This is a genomic window from Sporosarcina gallistercoris (genome assembly GCF_014836415.1).
GTDB lineage: Bacteria > Bacillota > Bacilli > Bacillales_A > Planococcaceae > Sporosarcina > Sporosarcina gallistercoris.
Window position 1 is genome coordinate 135208 of sequence record NZ_JACSQY010000003.1, and the last position, 19166, is coordinate 154373.

The window sequence follows — 19166 nt, forward strand, 5'->3', positions numbered from 1 at the left end:
GTGAACTCACTTCCCGAGTCTGCACGTTAGTGAGCGAACCGTGCCGTTTTTTCCGCGTTAAGGAGTCAAGTTGGGCGGCATGAGCCGTCAATTTGGGTGGTACCGCGGGAACCTGTCTTCACTCTCGTCCCTTGTTAAGTGGGGACGGGAGTTTTTTTATTTTGAATAGGAGGAAATTTAACATGAGCTACAAGCATCTTCAGATTGAACAAAAATGGCGTGACTATTGGAAAGACAACGAAACATTCAAAATGACGGACGATCCGGCAAAACCGAAATTTTACGCTTTGGATATGTTTCCGTATCCTTCAGGTGCTGGGTTGCACGTCGGTCATCCGCTTGGTTATATTGCAACGGATATCTTGAGCCAATTCAAACGTAAGCAAGGCTACAACGTGTTGCATCCAATGGGGTGGGATGCGTTCGGTCTACCTGCTGAGCAATATGCACTCGATACGGGAAATGATCCTGCTGAATTCACAGCGAAGAACATTGCGACGTTCAAGCGTCAAATGGATGAATTAGGATTCTCGTATGACTGGGACCGTGAAGTGAATACGACAGATCCGAAGTATTATAAGTGGACACAGTGGATTTTCATCCAACTGTATAAACGCGGACTTGCGTACATGGACGAAGTGGCTGTGAACTGGTGTCCAGCTCTAGGGACTGTGCTTGCGAATGAGGAAGTCATCGATGGCAAATCAGAGCGTGGCGGACATCCTGTAGAACGTCGTCCGATGCGCCAATGGGTGCTTCGTATTACGGAATATGCGGATCGTTTACTTGAAGATTTAGATGATCTTGACTGGCCTGAAAGCTTGAAGGATATGCAGCGCAACTGGATCGGTCGTTCTGAAGGTGCTCAATTGACGTTTGCTGTTGAAGGCAGCGAGCAGTCATTTGATGTCTTTACAACCCGTCCGGATACAATTTTCGGTGCGACCTATGCCGTACTTGCACCTGAGCACAAATTAGTCGATTCCATCACGACTCCAGAACAAAAAGATGCGGTTGCTGCGTATTTGGATAAAGTGAAACTGAAGAGTGACCTGGAACGTACCGACTTGGCGAAAGAGAAAACTGGGGTGTTCACAGGGGCTTATGCAGTGAATCCTGCGAGTGGCGAGAAGATGCCGATCTGGATCGCAGATTATGTCCTTGTTTCTTACGGAACGGGTGCAATCATGGCAGTACCAGCTCATGATGAGCGAGATTACGAATTTGCGAAAGAATTCGGATTGCCGATTACAGAAGTTGTGGCTGGCGGAGATATTGAGCGTGAAGCATACACCGGTGAAGGCACACATGTGAATTCCGGCTTCTTGGACGGTCTTGGGAAAGACGAAGCGATTGAAAAGTCTATTGCATGGCTAGTTGAAGAAGGAAAAGGTGAGAAGAAAATCACGTATCGTTTGCGTGATTGGTTGTTCTCCCGTCAGCGTTATTGGGGTGAGCCGATTCCAATCATCCATTGGGAAGATGGCACAATGACTGCAGTTGACGAATCTGAATTACCACTTGAACTTCCTGTTACTGGAGATATCCGCCCAAGTGGAACAGGTGAATCACCACTTGCAAACATTACGGAGTGGGTCAACGTAGTCGATCCGGAGACGGGCATGAAAGGCCGTCGCGAAACAAATACGATGCCACAATGGGCAGGCAGCTGCTGGTATTACTTGCGTTATATCGATCCGAAAAATGACGACATGCTGATCGATCCTGAATTAGCAGAGCGTTGGTTGCCGGTTGATATTTATGTTGGCGGTGCAGAGCACGCGGTTCTCCACTTGCTATATGCACGTTTCTGGCACAAAGTATTGTACGATATCGGTGTTGTTAAAACGAAAGAGCCATTCCAGAAGTTGTTCAACCAAGGGATGATTCTCGGTGAAGGTAATGTCAAAATGTCTAAGTCATTAGGCAATGTCATTAATCCGGACGATATTGTCCACTCGCATGGTGCGGATACACTTCGCATTTACGAAATGTTCATGGGACCTCTTGAAGCTTCTAAAGAATGGTCAACAAACGGGTTGGATGGTTCACGTAAGTTCCTTGACCGGATTTGGCGCTTGTTTGTCAATGAAGACGGATCACTTGGCAGCAAAATTGGCGGAGAATCCGATGGTACACTTGACAAAGTTTACAACCAGACGGTTAAAAAGGTTACTGAGGACTTCGAAGGAATGCATAATAACACAGCGATTTCACAGCTTATGGTATTCATCAATGAATGCTATAAAGCCGATCGCGTGCCGACTGAGTTTGCAGAAGGATTCGTATTGCTCATGTCGCCGATTACTCCACACTTAGCTGAAGAGCTCTGGGAGAAGTTGGGGCATGAAGGGACGATTACTTATGTTCCTTGGCCAACATACGATGCGGATAAGTTAGTGGATGATACAGTGGAAATCGCTGTACAGATTAACGGTAAAGTCCGAGCGAAGTTGGAAGTCGATAAGGATATTACAAAAGAAGAGTTGGAAAAAGCAGCCCTTGCAAATGAAGACGTCCAAAAATGGATCGATGGCAAAGAATTGAAGAAAGTCATCGCAATTCCAGGACGCCTTGTGAATATTGTGGCAGTCGGATAATTTTTTTGGTGCGGAAGAGAGGGAAATCCTCTCTTCCGCGCTTTTTTTATGAAGATTTAGCAGAAAGAGTGTACTTGGAAATCTGTAAGTGAGAATTTTCTTGGGAAGATTAAGGGGATTGCTCATTAACGCGTCAACTGAACATCTTCAAATTCTATTCTTTCCTCGCGACCAATTTATCTTTAATTCACTAAAAACCAATCGTGATAGATGTGTTCCGTCCCGCTTCGGATTGAGGGATGGGGAGGAGGGGAGAGTGACCCGCTCGTTCCGTGTCTGTACCCGCTCATTTCATCGAGCAACCCGCTCGTTCCGTCGCTGAACCCGCCCGTTTCTCCGGACAACCCGCTCGTTCCGGCCCGGTACCCGCTCGTTTCCCCGAGTAACCCGCTCATTCCGACCTGGTACCCGCTCGTTTCCTCGAAATGTAAAAAGGCCAAGACGCTCCGACTTGCGGAGCGTCTTGGCCATTCGGTTATCCCCTTATCATTTCCCTAGCACGCAAGCTGGCATTCATCCCAGCAAGCCTTCCTGTAACAAGCGCAGATGTAATATTATATCCACCTGTATATCCATGGATGTCCAAAATCTCTCCGCAGAAATACAAGCCTTCTTTTTTACGTGATGCCATCGTTTTCGGTTCGATTTCTTTCACCGAGACCCCACCACCTGTGACGAATGCTTTTTCGATCGGCTGCGTGCCGTTCACTCTCATCTGGAATGATTTCAGCAGATTTGCGAGTTTCCGGATTTTTTCTGAAGAGAACGTATTCGCCGGTTCGTTCGCATCCATATCTGCTTGTTCGAACAGGAACAACAGCCAGCGCTCAGGCGCGATCCCTTTTAATGCGTTCTTCAATGCCTTTTTCGGATCTTCTTTTAATGTGGTGTTCAGCTGTTGGAAGACTTCTTCTTCATTCAAATCCGGCAACACATCGATTTTAATGACAACAGGCTGATCCCCATTTTTCATACGCTCTTTTACAACATACTGGCTGCATCGTAAAATTGCGGGGCCGCTAAGACCGAAATGGGTAAATAGCATATCCATCTGATGTGTCACGAGGGTTTTACCTTTCGCGTTCAACACGGACACTGCGGCGTCACGAAGAGCAAGTCCTTGAAGTTCTTTTGCAACAATGAATTTTTCGTTCGACAATAAGGGGACTTCAGTCGGGTATAATGTCGTCACGGTATGACCGGCTTGTTCAGCCCAAGGGTACCCGTCCCCAGTACTGCCTGTATGCGGAACTGCTTTTCCACCAACTGCCACGACGACGGATGTGGCTCGAATCTCCTCACCATCCAATAGCCGTACCCCGAGAATTTCATCCTCATTCATGAGCAACTTTTTCACTTTCGTTTCCGTCCTGATTTCAACGCCTAGTTTTGCCATTTCGCTTAGCAGCGCATTGACCACGTCTTTTGCTTTATTGGAAACGGGGAACATACGACCATGATCCTCTTCTTTCAGCGCCACACCAAGACCTTCGAAAAACGCAATAATGTCTTCATTGTTAAATACCGAAAACGGTCCATATAAAAATCGTCCGTTGCCGGGGATATGTTTTACAATTTCTTCAACAGATAAGCGGTTGGTCACGTTACATCGTCCGCCCCCTGAAATGGCTAGCTTATTGCCAAGTTTTTTTCCTTTATCGAGCAAAAGTACACGGTTCCCGGATTCTGCAGCCGCTATTGAAGCCATCAATCCTGAAGGACCGCCACCAATAATAATTACGTCATACACAACAATCACACTTTCAGTTTTTCTACAGTATACAACACTAATCGGGATAAAACATTGTGAAAACTGTTCCTGCAGAGTAAACTGTTAAGTAGTTTGACTGAAATCAGTGAAAACCTAAGGAGTTTGTCACGTTTTTTGAAGAAACTGGACAGAATCTCACCTAGGTGTAAATGAAAGATGGGAAGGGAAAATACATGGCATCTAATCTTGTTAAAGGCACTGCGATTTTAACAATCGGCCTATTTTTATCGAAAGCACTTGGCTTGTTGTATGTGATCCCTTTTTACAGCATCGTTGGGGAGAAAAATGTGGGTCTTTATCAATACGCATATATTCCGTATAATATTGCACTCTCCATAGCAATCTCTGGTGCACCGCTTGCAGTTTCTAAATTTGTCTCGAAGTATAATGCATTAGGGGACTATGCGACTGGTCGTAAGTTAATGAAGTCCAGTATCGGTATCATGGCATTGACCGGTGTGCTGTCGTTTTTAGCCCTTTACTTCATGGCGGAACCGATTGCTCATATGGTCATTAAAGATACCGAGCAACAGTTCACCGTCCAAGATATTGCATCTGTTATCCGGTGGGTCAGCTATGCGTTATTGGCTGTTCCGATCATGAGTGTAATTCGAGGATTCTTGCAAGGATACCAAAAGTTCGAACCGACGTCTGTGTCTCAGCTTGTAGAGCAGATCGTCCGGATTGCGGTAGTCTTAATTGGCGCTTATATCGTTGTAGACGTGTTGGGTGGTTCACCTAAGACAGCTGTTAAATTTGCCGTGTTTGCGGCATTCATTGGTGCACTCGCAAGTTTGGCGACGCTAGGGCTGTACTGGAAGAAATACAAACCTGAAATGAATGGCTTACTTCAGAATAGTCCTCCTGCAGGGGATATTCCGTTAACGACGATTTACAAAGAAATCATCACTTATGTTTTACCTTTTGTTCTAGTTGGAGTTATCAACCCTCTTTATCAGTTTGTGGATATGATAACTTTTAATGGAACAATGGCTTCAATCGGATTGGCTAAAGTTACAGATACGTATTTAACAATGCTTAACTTCCTGACGCACAAGGTCGTTATGATCCCCGTTATGGTGGCAACAGGTTTTTCCATGGCGCTGATTCCGGTTATGACGACGTATTATGCAAAAGGTGACCAAAAAGGAATCACAAGATCACTTGATCAAACCTACCAGATTATGCTATTCATGACGATTCCTATGGTAGTTGGAATTATGGCGTTATCCAGTGAAACGTATCAAGTATTATATTCACAAAGTGATATCGGTGCTGGTGTACTAAGAAGTTACGCACCTGCTGCAGTTCTTTTCGGATTGTACACAGTAACCGCAGCCATTCTGCAAGGAATCGATAAACATAAATGGATTGTCTTCACTTCATTGCTCGGATTGTTGTTCAAACTGATGCTGAATATCCCGTTGATCAAGATGTTTGAAGTGAATGGTGCGATTGCAGCAACCATTATCGGATATGCGATTGCTGTTGGTGTGAACATTTTCGTCATCAAGAAAGAATTGAACTACCAATCTAAACTAGTCGTTCGCCGAACGATTCTGATTCTGTTCTTCAATGCAATCATGGTAGTTGCTGTACTACTGACACGTTCCGGTCTATATGCAATCCATGTACCTGAAGGCAAAATGCAAACGCTGCTCTATCTGATGATTTGTAGCGGTGTCGGTGCACTCGTGTATGGATTCCTGTCATTTAAAAGCGGACTGGCTCAAAAACTGCTTGGCGACAAAATCACACGGATCACAAAGAAATTCGGTTTGGGGAGATCATGAATGAGACTAGATAAACTGCTTGGGAATAATGGATTCGGAACGCGAAAAGATGTGAAGCAACTAATTCGCAAAGGGACGGTACGTGTGAATGGCGTGGCTGAAAAAGATCCTGGTGCACATGTGAATCCTGATGTGGATTCAGTGGATGTGCTGGGTGAGCCTGTCATTCATCAGGAATTCATCTATATCATGATGAATAAACCACCTGGGGTCATATCCGCAACTGAGGACAAATGGGATCAAACCGTCATCGATTTGCTTTCAGAAAACGAACAGCGATTTGAACCATTCCCTGTAGGACGGCTCGATAAAGATACAGAAGGACTTCTACTCATCACAAATGACGGCAAGCTTACTCATGAGTTGTTGTCGCCTAAAAAAGACATTCCGAAAACGTATTATGCCAAAATCGATGGAATCGTAACCGGAGGCGATGTCGAAGCTTTTAAAGAGGGCGTTACGCTTGAAGACGGTTTCCATACAAAACCCGGAATTTTGAACGTCTTAGTTTCTGATTCCATTTCGGAGATTGAGTTGACGATTACCGAAGGGAAATTTCATCAAGTGAAGCGAATGTTTGAAGCGGTCGATAAAAAAGTGATCTATCTGAAGCGGCTATCCATGGGGAATTTGTTGTTGGATGAATCCCTTCCACTAGGGCACTATCGGGAGCTGACAGATCAGGAGCTAAACGAATTAGATCCACGAAAAAAAGGCTGAATTGCTTTGAGCAATTCAGCCCTTTTTTTGAGGCTGGGCGGCCTTAGGTAAGCGTTAAGAAGGCAATTTCACTTTTCTTGCTGTCGTTGTCCATTGGCCACGAACCGGACTCGTAATGAGGTCATTATACTCAAGGACATTTAAATCCCGTTGTGCGGTACGCGCCGTAATGCTAAATTCTTGGACTACATTCTCTGTGGTGACAATACCATTACCATGGATGTACAAATAGACATCCTTAATACGGGTCAGCATTCGGTCTGTAGCAGGATTCAACTGTGAACCACTCCTTCATCATCAATTTCCAATAGACTTGGTTTGAGACGTGGAAATGTTACGTTAGCTCTTTGAAATCGCCTGTGCTCCGCACATCCTCTCCAGCAAAATTTAGTCAGACTGTTTGTTCTGACAATATTAGTATAACGTATATTTTTAAAAAAGTAAGCTAAAATCGCTTATGAATGTATCATTTCATCAACAAGTCGAAAGTTCTTTATTTTCCTTTAAGAACGTGGGAAAATGGAGAGAACTGTTCGGACAGCAAACAAATGCTCGCCAAACTAACTGATCTCACATAGACTGTATGTAAACAGGCAAAATTCATTTGTAATTGAGAGGAGCACAACGATGACCACTTACTTTAATAATGGGGTTTATGCAGATAAGGAAACGATAAAGGTATCAATTGATGATAGAGGTTACTATTTCGGTGACGGTGTGTATGAAGTTATAAAAGTATATGACGGAAAGCTTTACACTGACCAAGAACATTTTACTCGTTTTTTGCAAAGCGCTAAAAAAATCCGTATGGACCTTCCTTATACAATTGATGAGTTCACTGGAATTGCAAAAAAGTTAGCTGCTGATAATGGTATAGTAGAAGGACACGTCTATATTCAAGCAACTCGCGGTGCAGCTCCCCGGATGCATAACTTTCCTGGTGAAGAGGTGGAACCGATGATTACGGCGTATGCCATTCATAATCCACGTCCCCTTTCTAAGATAAAAGAAGGGGTAGCGGTGAAAACAACAGACGATATCCGTTGGTTGCGTTGTGACATTAAAAGCTTGAATCTATTAGGCAATGTATTGGCGAAGCAAGAAGCTTACGACGCGGGCTGCGCTGAAGCAGTGTTTGTGCGTGACGGAATTGTAACGGAAGGTTCCTCTTCGAATATGTTCGGTGTGAAAGACGGGATACTGTATACCCACCCTGCAACGAATTTGATCTTAAATGGGATTACACGAAGAGTCATTTTGCAATTGTGTGCAAAGCATAGTATTGGTGTCATGGAAGAGCCATTCACGCTTGAGCAATTCAAAGAAATGGATGAATTATTCCTGACATCGACAACTTCTGAAATCACGCCGATCGTTTCCATAGACGGAAAAATTGTCGGTGACGGTGCGCCGGGTAGAGTGACGGAACGACTGCAACAAGTATTTGAAGAAACGATCCACGAACTTAAAATGGAAATCAACTGAATCAGAAAGCGCAGGTGAGTCGAAAGATGGCACAGCTTGTCAAAATGCTCGATTACGTCTCGCGTTATGAACATGATTTATCACGTTATACGACCCAGTTCATCCGTCTGAAGCGATCCCAATGGGAACGTATGAAACGGCAATGGGATAATGGAGTCGATCTAGCGAGCTGGCAAATTGCTGCTGATGAAGAATCTCCAGCAAAAATGCCGGAAAACGGAAGTCCTTCGCAGGAGGAAGTCGGGAAAAAACGATTCTCTTCGTTATCCCGCTTTCTCCCTTTTAGGAAAGAGGAGCAGATAGTAGCGTATGAAGACGGGACTCCGGAAGAAACGGACGACTTGAATTTCACCCCGAATATTATCCAAGATCCTCGATCAGTCCAGCAGTTGCGCAAGTTGTATATGGACCAGCTTTTTCACTTTCAATTAAAATGGGCGAGTTCCACGCTGACAGAACGATCTCGTATAGATAGTAAATTCATGAGGGACAAAGTGCTTCATGATTTTTTAGAAAGCTTGCCGGATAGCTATTTACTGTTCTACTATCCTGTTTTGAAAATAAAAAAAGCACCTGTGGAATTGGAAGTTATACTCATGACACCGGTTGAATGTATTTGTATGACGATTTTGGAAGCCGAGGAAGGTTCCGTACTAGTAGGAAGCGGAGAACGGTTTTGGACCAAAAAGCTGGGGGAACAAGAATCCAAATTACTAAATCCGACAATTGGCTTGAATCGGATGGGTAAAATAGTGTCCAGTCTATTTGTGTCTGCTGAAGTGGATTTCCCTATTCGGAAAATCTTACTCTCCCGAGAGAGTTATATTGACTTCCCAGGAGTAGCTCATGATATCCAAATAATCGATCGACGTGATTATCCAAAATGGTTGGAAAAAGGGAAGAAAATGAGCACACCAATGAAATCCAATCAGTTTAAAGCCTCACAAATACTGCTCGACCTTTGTCAAACAACGGCTGCGAGCCGATTATTTGAGACAGAGGAAGAACACCAGGAAACCGGACAGGAATAATTTACATTAAAGAAGAAGAGAGTGGTTGAACTATGAGATTACGTCATAAGCCTTGGGCGAAAGACTATTTAGAAGAACATGCGGGAATTGTCATTAAAGAGCCGGAAACGAAAAGTGGTAAATGGTCAGCAATATTTGGAAATGACAACCCGGTCCATGTGGAAGTCGGTACTGGGAAAGGGCAGTTTGTTGTCGGGATGGCGCTTGCGAATCCCGATATTAACTATATCGGCATTGAGCATTTTGATAGTATCATCGTATCTGCAGTTGAAAAAGTGGTGGATTCAGGAGTCCCATCTAATTTGCGCTTGCTTCGTGCGAATGGGAAAGAACTCACGAATATTTTTGAAAAGGGTGAAGTTTCCCGAGTCTACTTGAACTTCTCGGATCCTTGGCCAAAATCGAGACATGCCAAGCGTCGCTTAACTCATGGTGAGTTTTTAAAGCTATACCAATCTGTCATGCCTGAAGATGGTGAAATCCATTTCAAAACAGATAACCGTGGATTATTCGAGTACTCACTTGTCTCGATGTCTGAATACGGAATGCGTTTGTTGGATGTATCCCTGGACTTGCATGCTGAAATGCCTGAAGATAATGTCATGACGGAGTATGAAGAGAAGTTTTCAGCAAAAGGACAACCTATATATCGACTGGAAGCAAGATTCATGAGTAAAGTATAATTCAACCAAAAGGGGATGTTTGAATGGATACATATGAATTTCACGATATGAAACTTACATGGCTCGACGGGGGCGTCAACTATTTGGATGGGGGAACAATGTTCGGCGTAGTTCCAAAAGCGATGTGGGCTAAAAAGTATGCACCTGATGAGAACAACTTGATTGAATTGCGAACAGATCCGATCTTACTTCAATACCAAGGGAAGAATATGCTGATAGATTCTGGTATCGGCAAGGGGAAATTGGACGAGAAGAAAAAACGCAACCTGGGTATACGTGCGGAAACTCGAGTTGCAGAGAGTCTTTCTGCGCTCAACTTGACCGTCGAAGACATCGATATGATTCTTATGACGCATTTGCATAATGATCATGCGGCGGGCCTTACAGAATGGCAAGGAGACAAACTGGTGTCTGTTTTCCCGAATGCTGAAATTTACGTTTCCCAAATCGAGTGGGATGAGATGCGCAATCCGAATATCCGCTCAAGAAATACGTACTTCAAAGAAAATTGGGAGCCGATCCAAGACCAAGTGAAGCCATTTGAAAAAGAATTTTCACCTTTACAGGGGGTCAACATGGTTCATACAGGTGGTCACAGTGACGGCCACAGCATTATCCGGCTCGAGCAAAATGGGGAGACAATGATCCACATGGCGGATATCATGCCAACACATGCGCACAGCAATCCATTATGGGTATTAGCATTTGACGACTACCCGATGGACTCCATCTTCGCCAAAGAAAAGCTGATGAAAGAAGCACGTCAAGAAGGTCACCGGTTTTTCTTCTACCACGACGCCGTTTACCGCATCGTCCGTTACGACGAGACAGGTAAAAACGTCATTGAGTCACTTGAAAGAACTCGTTGATTGACAATAAAAAGCAGAAGCCCGTTCGGGCTTCTGCTTTTGTCTTGAAAAGATTAATTTTTAACAAGCTCTACAACAGTGCCGGTTTTAGCATCTGCTGCGAATTCATATTGTTCCAATACACCATTTTTAATGCGGGAAACTCCGCCTCTGTAAACGTTCATGGAAATGACGTTATTCGTGAACGGTTCAGTTTTCATCACAATCCAAGAACCATCGATCGGACCTTCTTTTTTAAATGCATCTTTTACACTCTTTAGCACTTGCTCAGCTGGAACAGCAGAGTTTGCTCGGTCTACAGCTTCCTTGACGACTAATCCTGCAGCTGCTCCGGTCAGAACGCCGGCTGCAAATTCTTTGAATTTCATACTGACATCACTCCTTACTAGTCATTTGAATAAGTGTATCATACCACTATCATTTTGAATAAGCGAGACTACTCACTCTATTATTTCGGGACACGAACTGGACAATTGGTATTTTCGACTGAATTGTTCTACAATATGAAGAGTACATACTTTTAAGCGGAGGTAATCCTTTTATGAATAATGAAACTCTTGCAATGTTTAAAACACTGACAGAATTACCAGGAGCTCCCGGAAATGAGCATGCGGTACGTAACTATTTGCGTGGTGAGCTTGAAAAATATTCGGATGACATGATTCAAGATAACTTGGGAGGCATCTTCGGCGTTCGTAAAGGGCCTGAGAATAGCCCTAAAATTATGGTAGCTGGTCATATGGATGAAGTCGGCTTTATGATTTCTGGAATTACGGACAATGGAATGCTCCGTTTCCAAACTCTGGGTGGCTGGTGGAACCAAGTAATGCTAGCGCAACGAGTGGAAATCATTACCGATAAAGGCGTGATTCCAGGTGTTATCGGTTCCATACCTCCACATCTTTTAACCGATGAACAGCGGGCGAAACCGATGGATGTTAAAAATATGCTGATTGACATCGGCGCAGATGATTTGGAAGATGCGAAACGAATCGGCATTCGTCCGGGTCAACAAGCTGTCCCCGTTTGTCCTTTCACACCAATGGCGAACGAAAAGAAGATTATGGCAAAAGCATGGGATAACCGATATGGTTGCGGACTAGCCTTGGAGTTATTGAAGGAAGTAAAAGATATGGACCTCCCGAACCAACTGTTCTCAGGAGCAACTGTAATGGAAGAAGTCGGACTTCGCGGTGCTCAAACCGCTGCTAATCTGATCAAACCTGATTTGTTCTTCGGACTGGATGCAAGTCCTGCAAACGATATGTCTGGCAGTAAGTCGGAATTCGGCCAGCTTGGAAAAGGAACACTACTGCGCATTTTGGATAGAACGATGATCACTCACCGCGGACTTCGTGAATTCATCCTCGATACTGCAGAGTCCAATCACATTCCTTACCAGTATTTCGTGTCACAAGGTGGAACAGACGCAGGGAAAGTGCATATTTCAAATGAAGGTGTGCCGAGCGCTATCATCGGTATTTGTTCCCGTTACATTCACACATCATCATCGATTATCCATACCGATGATTATGCGGCTGCAAAAGAACTTCTTGTGAAATTAGTGACTACGTGTGACAAAACGACACTGGAAACGATTAAGCAGAACGTATAAATCCCTAATGTAATACAGCGATATCAAACAGTCGGCAGGAGATTATATCTGTTACCGACTGTTTTTTATGTGTAATCTAGCAACTTGCGGTCCAGATGGTTGCGCCGGTAACTGCTGACAGATAAACTATACATACTGCACCGAAACGGAGGCGAAGTCATGAATAGGAAATATACCTTCTTCTTAACAGCGGCACTTTTACTACTTGTCCTAACAGGATGCGGACGAACTGTTGAAGAACAAACAGATGAGGCAATGCAGTCAGCACGTGAAGCGTTTGAGATGAACCGCAAACAACCGACAGAATCCTTAGAGGGAGTCGAATTTTATAAACCGGTTGGATGGAAAGTGGAGATGCTGAAAGAGCAACATACGTTCTTGATTTCAAAACGTAGTCAAACCTATACTGCACAGTACGATCCGAATGCCAAGCAGGACTCCCATGCGTATTATGACATGTTGATGGCAGAGACCGATAAAGAATTCATCGAGCAACAAACTTTTTCCGATTCAGGGGTATTCGGGTTTGCGGCAATTAGTGCACATGGTGATTCTTCCGTTGAAGTCGTGACGGGTACGGGTCCTATCCAAGTGACCGCCATAGTGGAAAAGAAAGATCTTGTTGCAGCAATTTCTCGAATGATGGAAATTGCCCGTTCTATGCAACTTGAGTTGTAAAATATTATTATTTTATTAGAGGTGAAAACGTTGAAATCAGAACAATTAGTGGAAGAACTGAAAAAGCGGCTTTCTTCTCAAAACTTTGAATGGAAGTTTGATAAAAAAGCGGACCGAATTCGTCTCGATCATAATGAGTTACAGAGGGGCATGGACATTTCCCTCCCTGAAATACTCGCAAAGTATGAACTGAAACAAGACGCGGCGATTGAGGAAGTCGTCTACACCATCCAAGAGACGTTCAAAGCAATGGAGGCTGAACAGCAGCAGGGGTTCGATTCGAATGCTGTCATTCTTCCGGTTATCCGTTCAACGTCATTTCCGAAAGAGTCGAAGGCAGGGAGCCCGTTCCTAGTAAAAGCCCACACGGCTGAAACGGCCATCTATTACGCATTGGACCAAGGGAAAACGTATCGTCTCATTGATGAAAGCATGCTTGCGGATCTCGGGAAGACAGAAAGTGAAATAATGGAAGCGGCATTATTTAATGCCCGAAAACTGCCAACTGATGTTAAAGTAGATGTAGTAGCGGGCAATAGCTATTATTTCCTCAATATTAATGATGGATATGATGCAAGCCGTATTTTGAATGCTGCATTTTTAAAGGAGATGGCTTCCCGAATTGACGGTCATATGACGGTCTCTGTGCCCCACCAAGATGTATTGATCATCGGAGATATTCAAAATGATACAGGTTATGATGTTCTTGCTCAAATGACAATGCATTTCTTTACAATAGGAACAGTGCCGATTACATCATTATCGTTCCTCTACAACGACGGGGAGCTGGAACCTATTTTCATCATGGCTAAAAATCGTGTCGCGGAAAAAGGAGAGAAAAAGAAATGAACGTCTTTATGAACAAACAGGGTGTCGGTGACGTGTTGATGGTCCAACTGACAACAGAACGTCCCGAGCAAACGGAAATCGAATCAAAAGGGGATGTGACACTTATCAAGGCGTCACAAAATGGAGAAGCAGTAGCCTTCAACATATTTAACGCAACGCAGTACATCGGCGAGCATGCAGATGGTTCCATTGACTTAACACCTGAACTCGTTGCAAAAATCCAAGAAGTTCTCGAAAAGAACAATGTCTCACTGGAACTCAATGTGGATTTCAGTCCGAAATTCGTTGTAGGACATGTTGTCTCTAAAGAAAAGCATCCAAATGCGGACAAACTCAATATTTGTACCGTTGACGTCGGAAGCGAAACGTTACAAATCGTTTGCGGTGCACCGAATGTTGAAAGTGACCAAAAAGTTGTCGTTGCAAAAGTAGGAGCTGTGATGCCATCGGGGATGGTCATTCGTGACGCAGAATTACGCGGAGTTCCATCATCAGGTATGATTTGTTCTGCTAAAGAATTGGCGTTGCCAGATGCACCTGAAGAAAAAGGAATTCTTGTATTAGCTGCAGATTCGGAAGTTGGAAGCCCATTTACAAACTGAATCATATTTTACAAACAGAGAAGCTAGTAAAGTTCTCTGTTTTTTTGATGGGGAAATTATCATACCTTATGTTCTTTTTATCAACAAAACATAGTTGAAGCGACCTATGAAAGGATTTCGTTTCTTTCACAGCACACGACTATTTGATTTTATCCTTGTATTTCTGTTAAAATAGGTTGATTGAAATGAAAAGAGTGATAGAGTGAGTTGGATAAAAAAAACCATGGGTCGCTTGTTCGGCTCGCAACCTGATGATGAACTAGAAGATGTTACCAGTGACGTATATGAGCAAGAACAACCGCATGATGAAATACAGCCGCAGCGGCCGGCATTTAGATTTCCTATGATTACTGATGCTGAAATTTATGGATGGGATGAAGATCCCGAAGAACCAGTGCACATTAAACAACAAGTAACCCCTTTAGAGAAAAAAGATGAAACATCTGAAACAATTCCGTTATACAAAAATAACAGATGGCCTGCAGAACCACCTGCCGGAGAAATCCATCGAGCTGGCAATAGGACGAAATACAAAGAATATCCAGAAATAAGTAAAAAAATCACATCTAAATCGGACAAACCTATTGAACGGAAAACCGAGATTGTGAAACAGCGTGCTAACAAACCGTTTACGCCAACGGAAGTACCGTCACCTGTATATGGATTTTCACAACCGAAAAGAGCGGCTGCGAAAATTGAACATGAGCTCACTTCCAGCAATGGAAACGCATCAATTACTAAAGAGGTCCCGCCAGCCAATCGTTTCTTGCCGAAAGATGTGCTGCCTTCCGGAAGGAAAATTGTAGCCCCATCCGAAGGAATTCAAGCAACCAACCGGTACATGGAGACCGAAAATGAAATTGAAACTGAAACTGATATTGATCAAGCAACAGAAGTGATAGAAGTAACAGAAGTAATGGAGGAACAGTGTGAACCGACATTGACTGAACTAGACCAATCTGAATCGGACTTCGGTAAATTGGAAGAAAGCAGTCCGTTGAGTTCAACTACAGATCATCCACCCTTGGATTCCTCTCATGCTGAAACATTGGATGAAGAAACGGTTCAAACGAGTGTACAGATTGCAGTTTTAGAACCTGAACATGATGAAATTCAACAAACCATTACAGATCAGGAAGACCCGGTGGTTGAAGTACTTGAGGAACCTTACGAAGAAGAAAATCTTGAAGGATTTACTGAGCCAGCTGAGCCGGTAGATGAAGGTTCTGAAGTATTGTACTCCGAAGCGAACGAAGAAGGGGGGGAGTGTATTCCAGTTGTTGAGGAATCGACTTCTACCCTGGAAGCAGAAGATAGTAAGCGTGAAAAGATCGTTCCTTTTAATGTTGTCATGTTGAAATCTGACAAAGAGAAGCAACAGTTACGGTCTCTTGCCGTTCCGAATGCTCCGTCATTCAACGAGCCTTCTAAAATGCCTGTGGACAGCCGACAATTCTCTGCTGACACCAAGGAGATTCAGCTAGCAAAGACTGAATCACAGAGTCAGAGCAGGCAACATGCAGAAGCGGTTGAGCCACCACCGCTTACAAGTTTAGCGACGTTATCCGATGTTCCATCGGATGAGCAGCAAGTGCTGCCTCATTATGTATTTCCTTCTATAGAAGAATTGCTGCCAGCTGAGCTCCAACATGAAGATACGGAATGGTTAACTACACAATCCGAGAAACTAGTCGAAGCTCTGTCTCATTTTTCAGTGGAAGCCGATATATTGGAAGCGGTTCAAGGACCTACTGTTACGCGGTTTGAGTTGACTGTAGGGTTTGGAACGAAAGTTAGCAAAGTACGTAATTTGACAGATGATCTAAAATTAGCTCTAGCAGCAGAGGATATACGTATTCAAGCGCCGATCCCAGGAACCAGTTCCATCGGGATTGAAATACCGAATCGGACGACTCGTCCTGTCCGGATTTCAGAAGTCATTGATACGGATAAGTTCACCAGTTCCGATTCCCCGCTCGAAGCGGTACTTGGATTGAGTTTAACTGGGGAGCCGGTAACAATCGACTTGCGGAAAATGCCTCATGGAATGATTGCAGGTGCAACGGGTTCAGGGAAATCGGTATGCATTAACTCGATACTCGTAAGTTTGTTGTACAAAGCGTCTCCTACAGAGCTTAAAATGATGTTAATTGATCCGAAAATGGTGGAATTGGCACCATTCAACGGAATACCACATCTAATTAGCCCGGTCATTACCGACGTCAAGGCTGCGACGGCTGCGTTAAAATGGGCAGTCGATGAGATGGAGCGGCGTTATGAGTTATTTGCGCATGCGGGTGCCCGGAATATTGAACGATATAACCAAATGGCGGAAGCGAATCGCCAATTTGCGCAAAAGATGCCTTATTTACTCATCGTTATCGATGAGCTTGCAGATTTGATGATGGTTGCGCCGAATGACGTCGAAGTATCAATTAGTAGGATTGCCCAGAAGGCACGTGCGTGCGGTATCCACTTGATAATCGCTACTCAGCGTCCATCCGTTGACGTAATTACTGGTATCATCAAGGCCAACATTCCAACGCGGATCGCATTTGCTGTTTCATCTCAAATCGATTCACGAACGATTATAGACGGTGCGGGTGCAGAGCGTCTTCTCGGCAGGGGAGACATGCTTTACGTCGGAAACGGGCAATCTTCACCGGTCCGCTTACAAGGAACATTTGTAACAGACGATGAAATTGAATGCATTATTGACCACGTTAAAAGTGAAGCCTCGCCAGAATACTTATTCGGTCAGGAAGATTTACTCGCAGCTGTGGTGGAAGAAGAGGAAACGGACCCATTGTTCACGCAAGCTTGTTCCTTCATCATCGAACAGGGGAGTGCGTCGACTTCACTCATGCAGCGCCATTTTAGTATTGGATACAATCGTGCTGCAAAGATTATGGACCGCATGGAAGCGCATGGCTTCATATCTGAACAGCGAGGAAGTCGTTCGCGGGATGTCTATTTAACAGAAGCGGATTTAGAGTCATTTCTGAATCCTGATCATGAAGCATAAGAATGGTTATATGAATTTACAACACGTATTATCAATGAGAGATTTTAGGGAACAGGTTGCTCCCAGGAGGTTGCACAATGACGAAATATCACTTTACAGGTATTAAAGGATCAGGAATGAGCTCGCTTGCTCAAATCCTTCATGATTCATCAAACGAGGTTCAAGGATCAGATGTGGAAAAACACTTTTTCACCGAGGAACCTCTTCATGAACGTTCTATCACCGTACTTCCTTTCAGTGAAGATAATATTACGGAAGGACTTACGATCATTGCGGGGAATGCCTTTCCGGATACACACCCGGAATTAGTGAAAGCTAAGGAGCTAGGGCTGGAAGTAATCCGTTATCACGACTTTTTGGCGGAATATATGAAACAATCCGTCTCTGTAGCAATTACGGGTACCCATGGAAAGACTTCGACGACAGGCCTTCTAGCGCATGTCCTTTCAGGGATTGCACCAATTTCCTACTTAATAGGAGATGGTACCGGAAAAGGTGTTCAAGACAGTGAGTTTTTTGTTTTTGAATCATGCGAGTACAAACGACATTTTTTAGCGTATGAACCAGATTACGCGATCATTACGAATATCGATTTCGATCATCCCGATTATTTTAAAGATATGGCGGATGTATTGAATGCGTTTGGGGATATGGCCCTAAATGTTAAAAAAGCAATCATCGCCTGCGGAGATGACCAGAACTGCTTAGCGATTCAAGCGAATGTACCCGTAGTACTTTATGGTTTAGGTGAAGGAAATGATTTCAGTGCGTCGAATATTAAAAAAAGCGCTGAGGGCACTTCTTTCGATGTGTTTGTACGCAATGAATTCTATCATTCCTTCACGATACCGATGCCGGGCGATCATGCAATTAAAAATGCTTTGGCAGTCATTGCGCTTTGTCAGTATGAGGGATTGGAACCAGCCATTGTCGCAGAACGTCTTGAGAGTTTCAATGGGGTAAAACGGAGATTCACTGAAATTAAAGCAGATGATGCAATACTTATCGATGATTATGCACATCATCCTACTGAAATCCGCGCTACGCTCCAGTCGGCAAGACAGAAGTATCCTGAGCGTGAAATCATAGCGGTATTTCAACCCCATACATTTTCAAGAACTGCTGCACTGATGGATGAATTTGCTGCAAGCCTTTCCGAAGCTGACCAAGTCTATCTGTGTGATATATTTGGATCCGCTCGTGAAAAAACAGGTACTTTGACGGTAAATGATCTTACCGAGAAAATCCCAGGATCTGCACATTTAACACTGGATGCAATTGAAGCGCTTGACGGACATGAAGATGCTGTCTTTTTGTTCATGGGTGCAGGGGACGTCCAAAAGTATTTGAACGCTTATCAGCAACATATCGCTGAACAGAAAACAGTCTGATTAAATCAGGCTGTTTTTTTTCTGGGTGAAAAATTTCTTTATTTTAAAGGAAAT

Annotated in this window: 17 protein-coding genes and 1 other annotated feature (1 of these 18 running past the window's edge); of the genes, 13 read left to right on the plus strand and 4 right to left on the minus strand. The window is 43.8% G+C overall.

All coding sequences use genetic code 11. The features are described from left to right. Positions 1-135 (plus strand) — a binding site (T-box leader); it begins 82 nt to the left of the window's first position. A 47-nt stretch (positions 136-182) separates the two neighbouring features. After that, a complete protein-coding gene (leuS, locus tag H9659_RS06045; RefSeq protein WP_191689036.1) occupies positions 183-2600 on the plus strand; it encodes a leucine--tRNA ligase in 2418 nt (805 codons plus the stop codon). A gap of 182 nt (positions 2601-2782) precedes the next feature. Here leuS and H9659_RS06050 read toward each other — a convergent pair whose 3' ends face one another. Further along, positions 2783-3040 (minus strand): hypothetical protein, encoded by a 258-nt coding sequence (locus H9659_RS06050; RefSeq protein WP_191689037.1) that lies wholly within the window; start codon positions 3038-3040, stop codon positions 2783-2785. A gap of 35 nt (positions 3041-3075) precedes the next feature. Further along, entirely contained in the window at positions 3076-4350 is a 1275-nt protein-coding gene (locus H9659_RS06055; RefSeq protein ID WP_191689038.1) for a BaiN/RdsA family NAD(P)/FAD-dependent oxidoreductase, read from the minus strand. Positions 4351-4544: 194 nt separating this feature from the next. On the opposite strand from H9659_RS06055, the gene H9659_RS06060 reads away from it, so the two are divergent. Together H9659_RS06060 and H9659_RS06065 are read left to right on the plus strand one after the other, a co-directional pair. Beyond that, on the plus strand, positions 4545-6164 hold the full coding sequence (locus tag H9659_RS06060; RefSeq protein WP_191689039.1) for a putative polysaccharide biosynthesis protein: 1620 nt from the start codon (positions 4545-4547) through the stop codon (positions 6162-6164). Continuing rightward, positions 6165-6884, plus strand: a complete 720-nt coding sequence (locus tag H9659_RS06065) for a pseudouridine synthase (protein WP_191689040.1) — start codon at positions 6165-6167, stop codon at positions 6882-6884. Between the two features lie 54 nt (positions 6885-6938). On the opposite strand, the gene H9659_RS06070 is transcribed toward H9659_RS06065, so the two are convergent. After that, on the minus strand, positions 6939-7160 hold the full coding sequence (locus H9659_RS06070; protein ID WP_191689041.1) for a DeoR family transcriptional regulator: 222 nt from the start codon (positions 7158-7160) through the stop codon (positions 6939-6941). A gap of 351 nt (positions 7161-7511) precedes the next feature. Between H9659_RS06070 and dat the strand changes: the two genes are divergently transcribed. From dat to H9659_RS06090, 4 genes are read left to right on the plus strand one after another with little or no spacing between them, the layout of a single operon-like run. After that, positions 7512-8369, plus strand: a complete 858-nt coding sequence (gene dat, locus H9659_RS06075; protein WP_191689042.1) for a D-amino-acid transaminase — start codon at positions 7512-7514, stop codon at positions 8367-8369. 26 nt (positions 8370-8395) lie between these two features. Next, entirely contained in the window at positions 8396-9400 is a 1005-nt protein-coding gene (locus H9659_RS06080) for an NERD domain-containing protein (protein WP_191689043.1), read from the plus strand. A gap of 32 nt (positions 9401-9432) precedes the next feature. Then, positions 9433-10083: a tRNA (guanosine(46)-N7)-methyltransferase TrmB gene (trmB, locus tag H9659_RS06085; RefSeq protein WP_191689044.1), complete on the plus strand. Its 651-nt coding sequence runs from the start codon at positions 9433-9435 to the stop codon at positions 10081-10083. Between the two features lie 23 nt (positions 10084-10106). Next, entirely contained in the window at positions 10107-10952 is an 846-nt protein-coding gene (locus H9659_RS06090) for a YtnP family quorum-quenching lactonase (protein ID WP_191689045.1), read from the plus strand. Between the two features lie 53 nt (positions 10953-11005). Here the strand turns inward: H9659_RS06090 and H9659_RS06095 are convergent, their stop codons facing one another. Further along, the gene (locus tag H9659_RS06095) at positions 11006-11320 is read right to left on the minus strand and encodes a PepSY domain-containing protein (RefSeq protein ID WP_191689046.1); all 315 of its coding nucleotides are present in this window, start codon (positions 11318-11320) and stop codon (positions 11006-11008) included. Positions 11321-11493: 173 nt separating this feature from the next. Between H9659_RS06095 and H9659_RS06100 the strand changes: the two genes are divergently transcribed. The 6 genes from H9659_RS06100 (at position 11494) to murC (ending at position 19112) form a co-directional block, all read left to right on the plus strand. Continuing rightward, positions 11494-12567 carry a M42 family metallopeptidase gene (locus H9659_RS06100; protein ID WP_191689047.1) on the plus strand — a complete coding sequence of 358 codons (1074 nt, stop codon included), beginning with the start codon at positions 11494-11496 and terminating at the stop codon, positions 12565-12567. Between the two features lie 159 nt (positions 12568-12726). Continuing rightward, on the plus strand, positions 12727-13245 hold the full coding sequence (locus H9659_RS06105; protein WP_191689048.1) for a hypothetical protein: 519 nt from the start codon (positions 12727-12729) through the stop codon (positions 13243-13245). Positions 13246-13275: 30 nt separating this feature from the next. Continuing rightward, positions 13276-14094: a DUF1444 family protein gene (locus H9659_RS06110; protein ID WP_191689049.1), complete on the plus strand. Its 819-nt coding sequence runs from the start codon at positions 13276-13278 to the stop codon at positions 14092-14094. After that, complete coding sequence (ytpR, locus tag H9659_RS06115; protein ID WP_191689050.1) at positions 14091-14696, plus strand: YtpR family tRNA-binding protein; 606 nt, start codon at positions 14091-14093, stop codon at positions 14694-14696. The genes H9659_RS06110 and ytpR overlap by 4 nt, the downstream gene beginning before the upstream one ends. Positions 14697-14898: 202 nt before the next feature. After that, entirely contained in the window at positions 14899-17721 is a 2823-nt protein-coding gene (locus H9659_RS06120; RefSeq protein WP_318240696.1) for a DNA translocase FtsK, read from the plus strand. Positions 17722-17798: 77 nt separating this feature from the next. Continuing rightward, positions 17799-19112 carry a UDP-N-acetylmuramate--L-alanine ligase gene (gene murC / locus H9659_RS06125; protein WP_191689051.1) on the plus strand — a complete coding sequence of 438 codons (1314 nt, stop codon included), beginning with the start codon at positions 17799-17801 and terminating at the stop codon, positions 19110-19112. Positions 19113-19166: the final 54 nt, after the last annotated feature.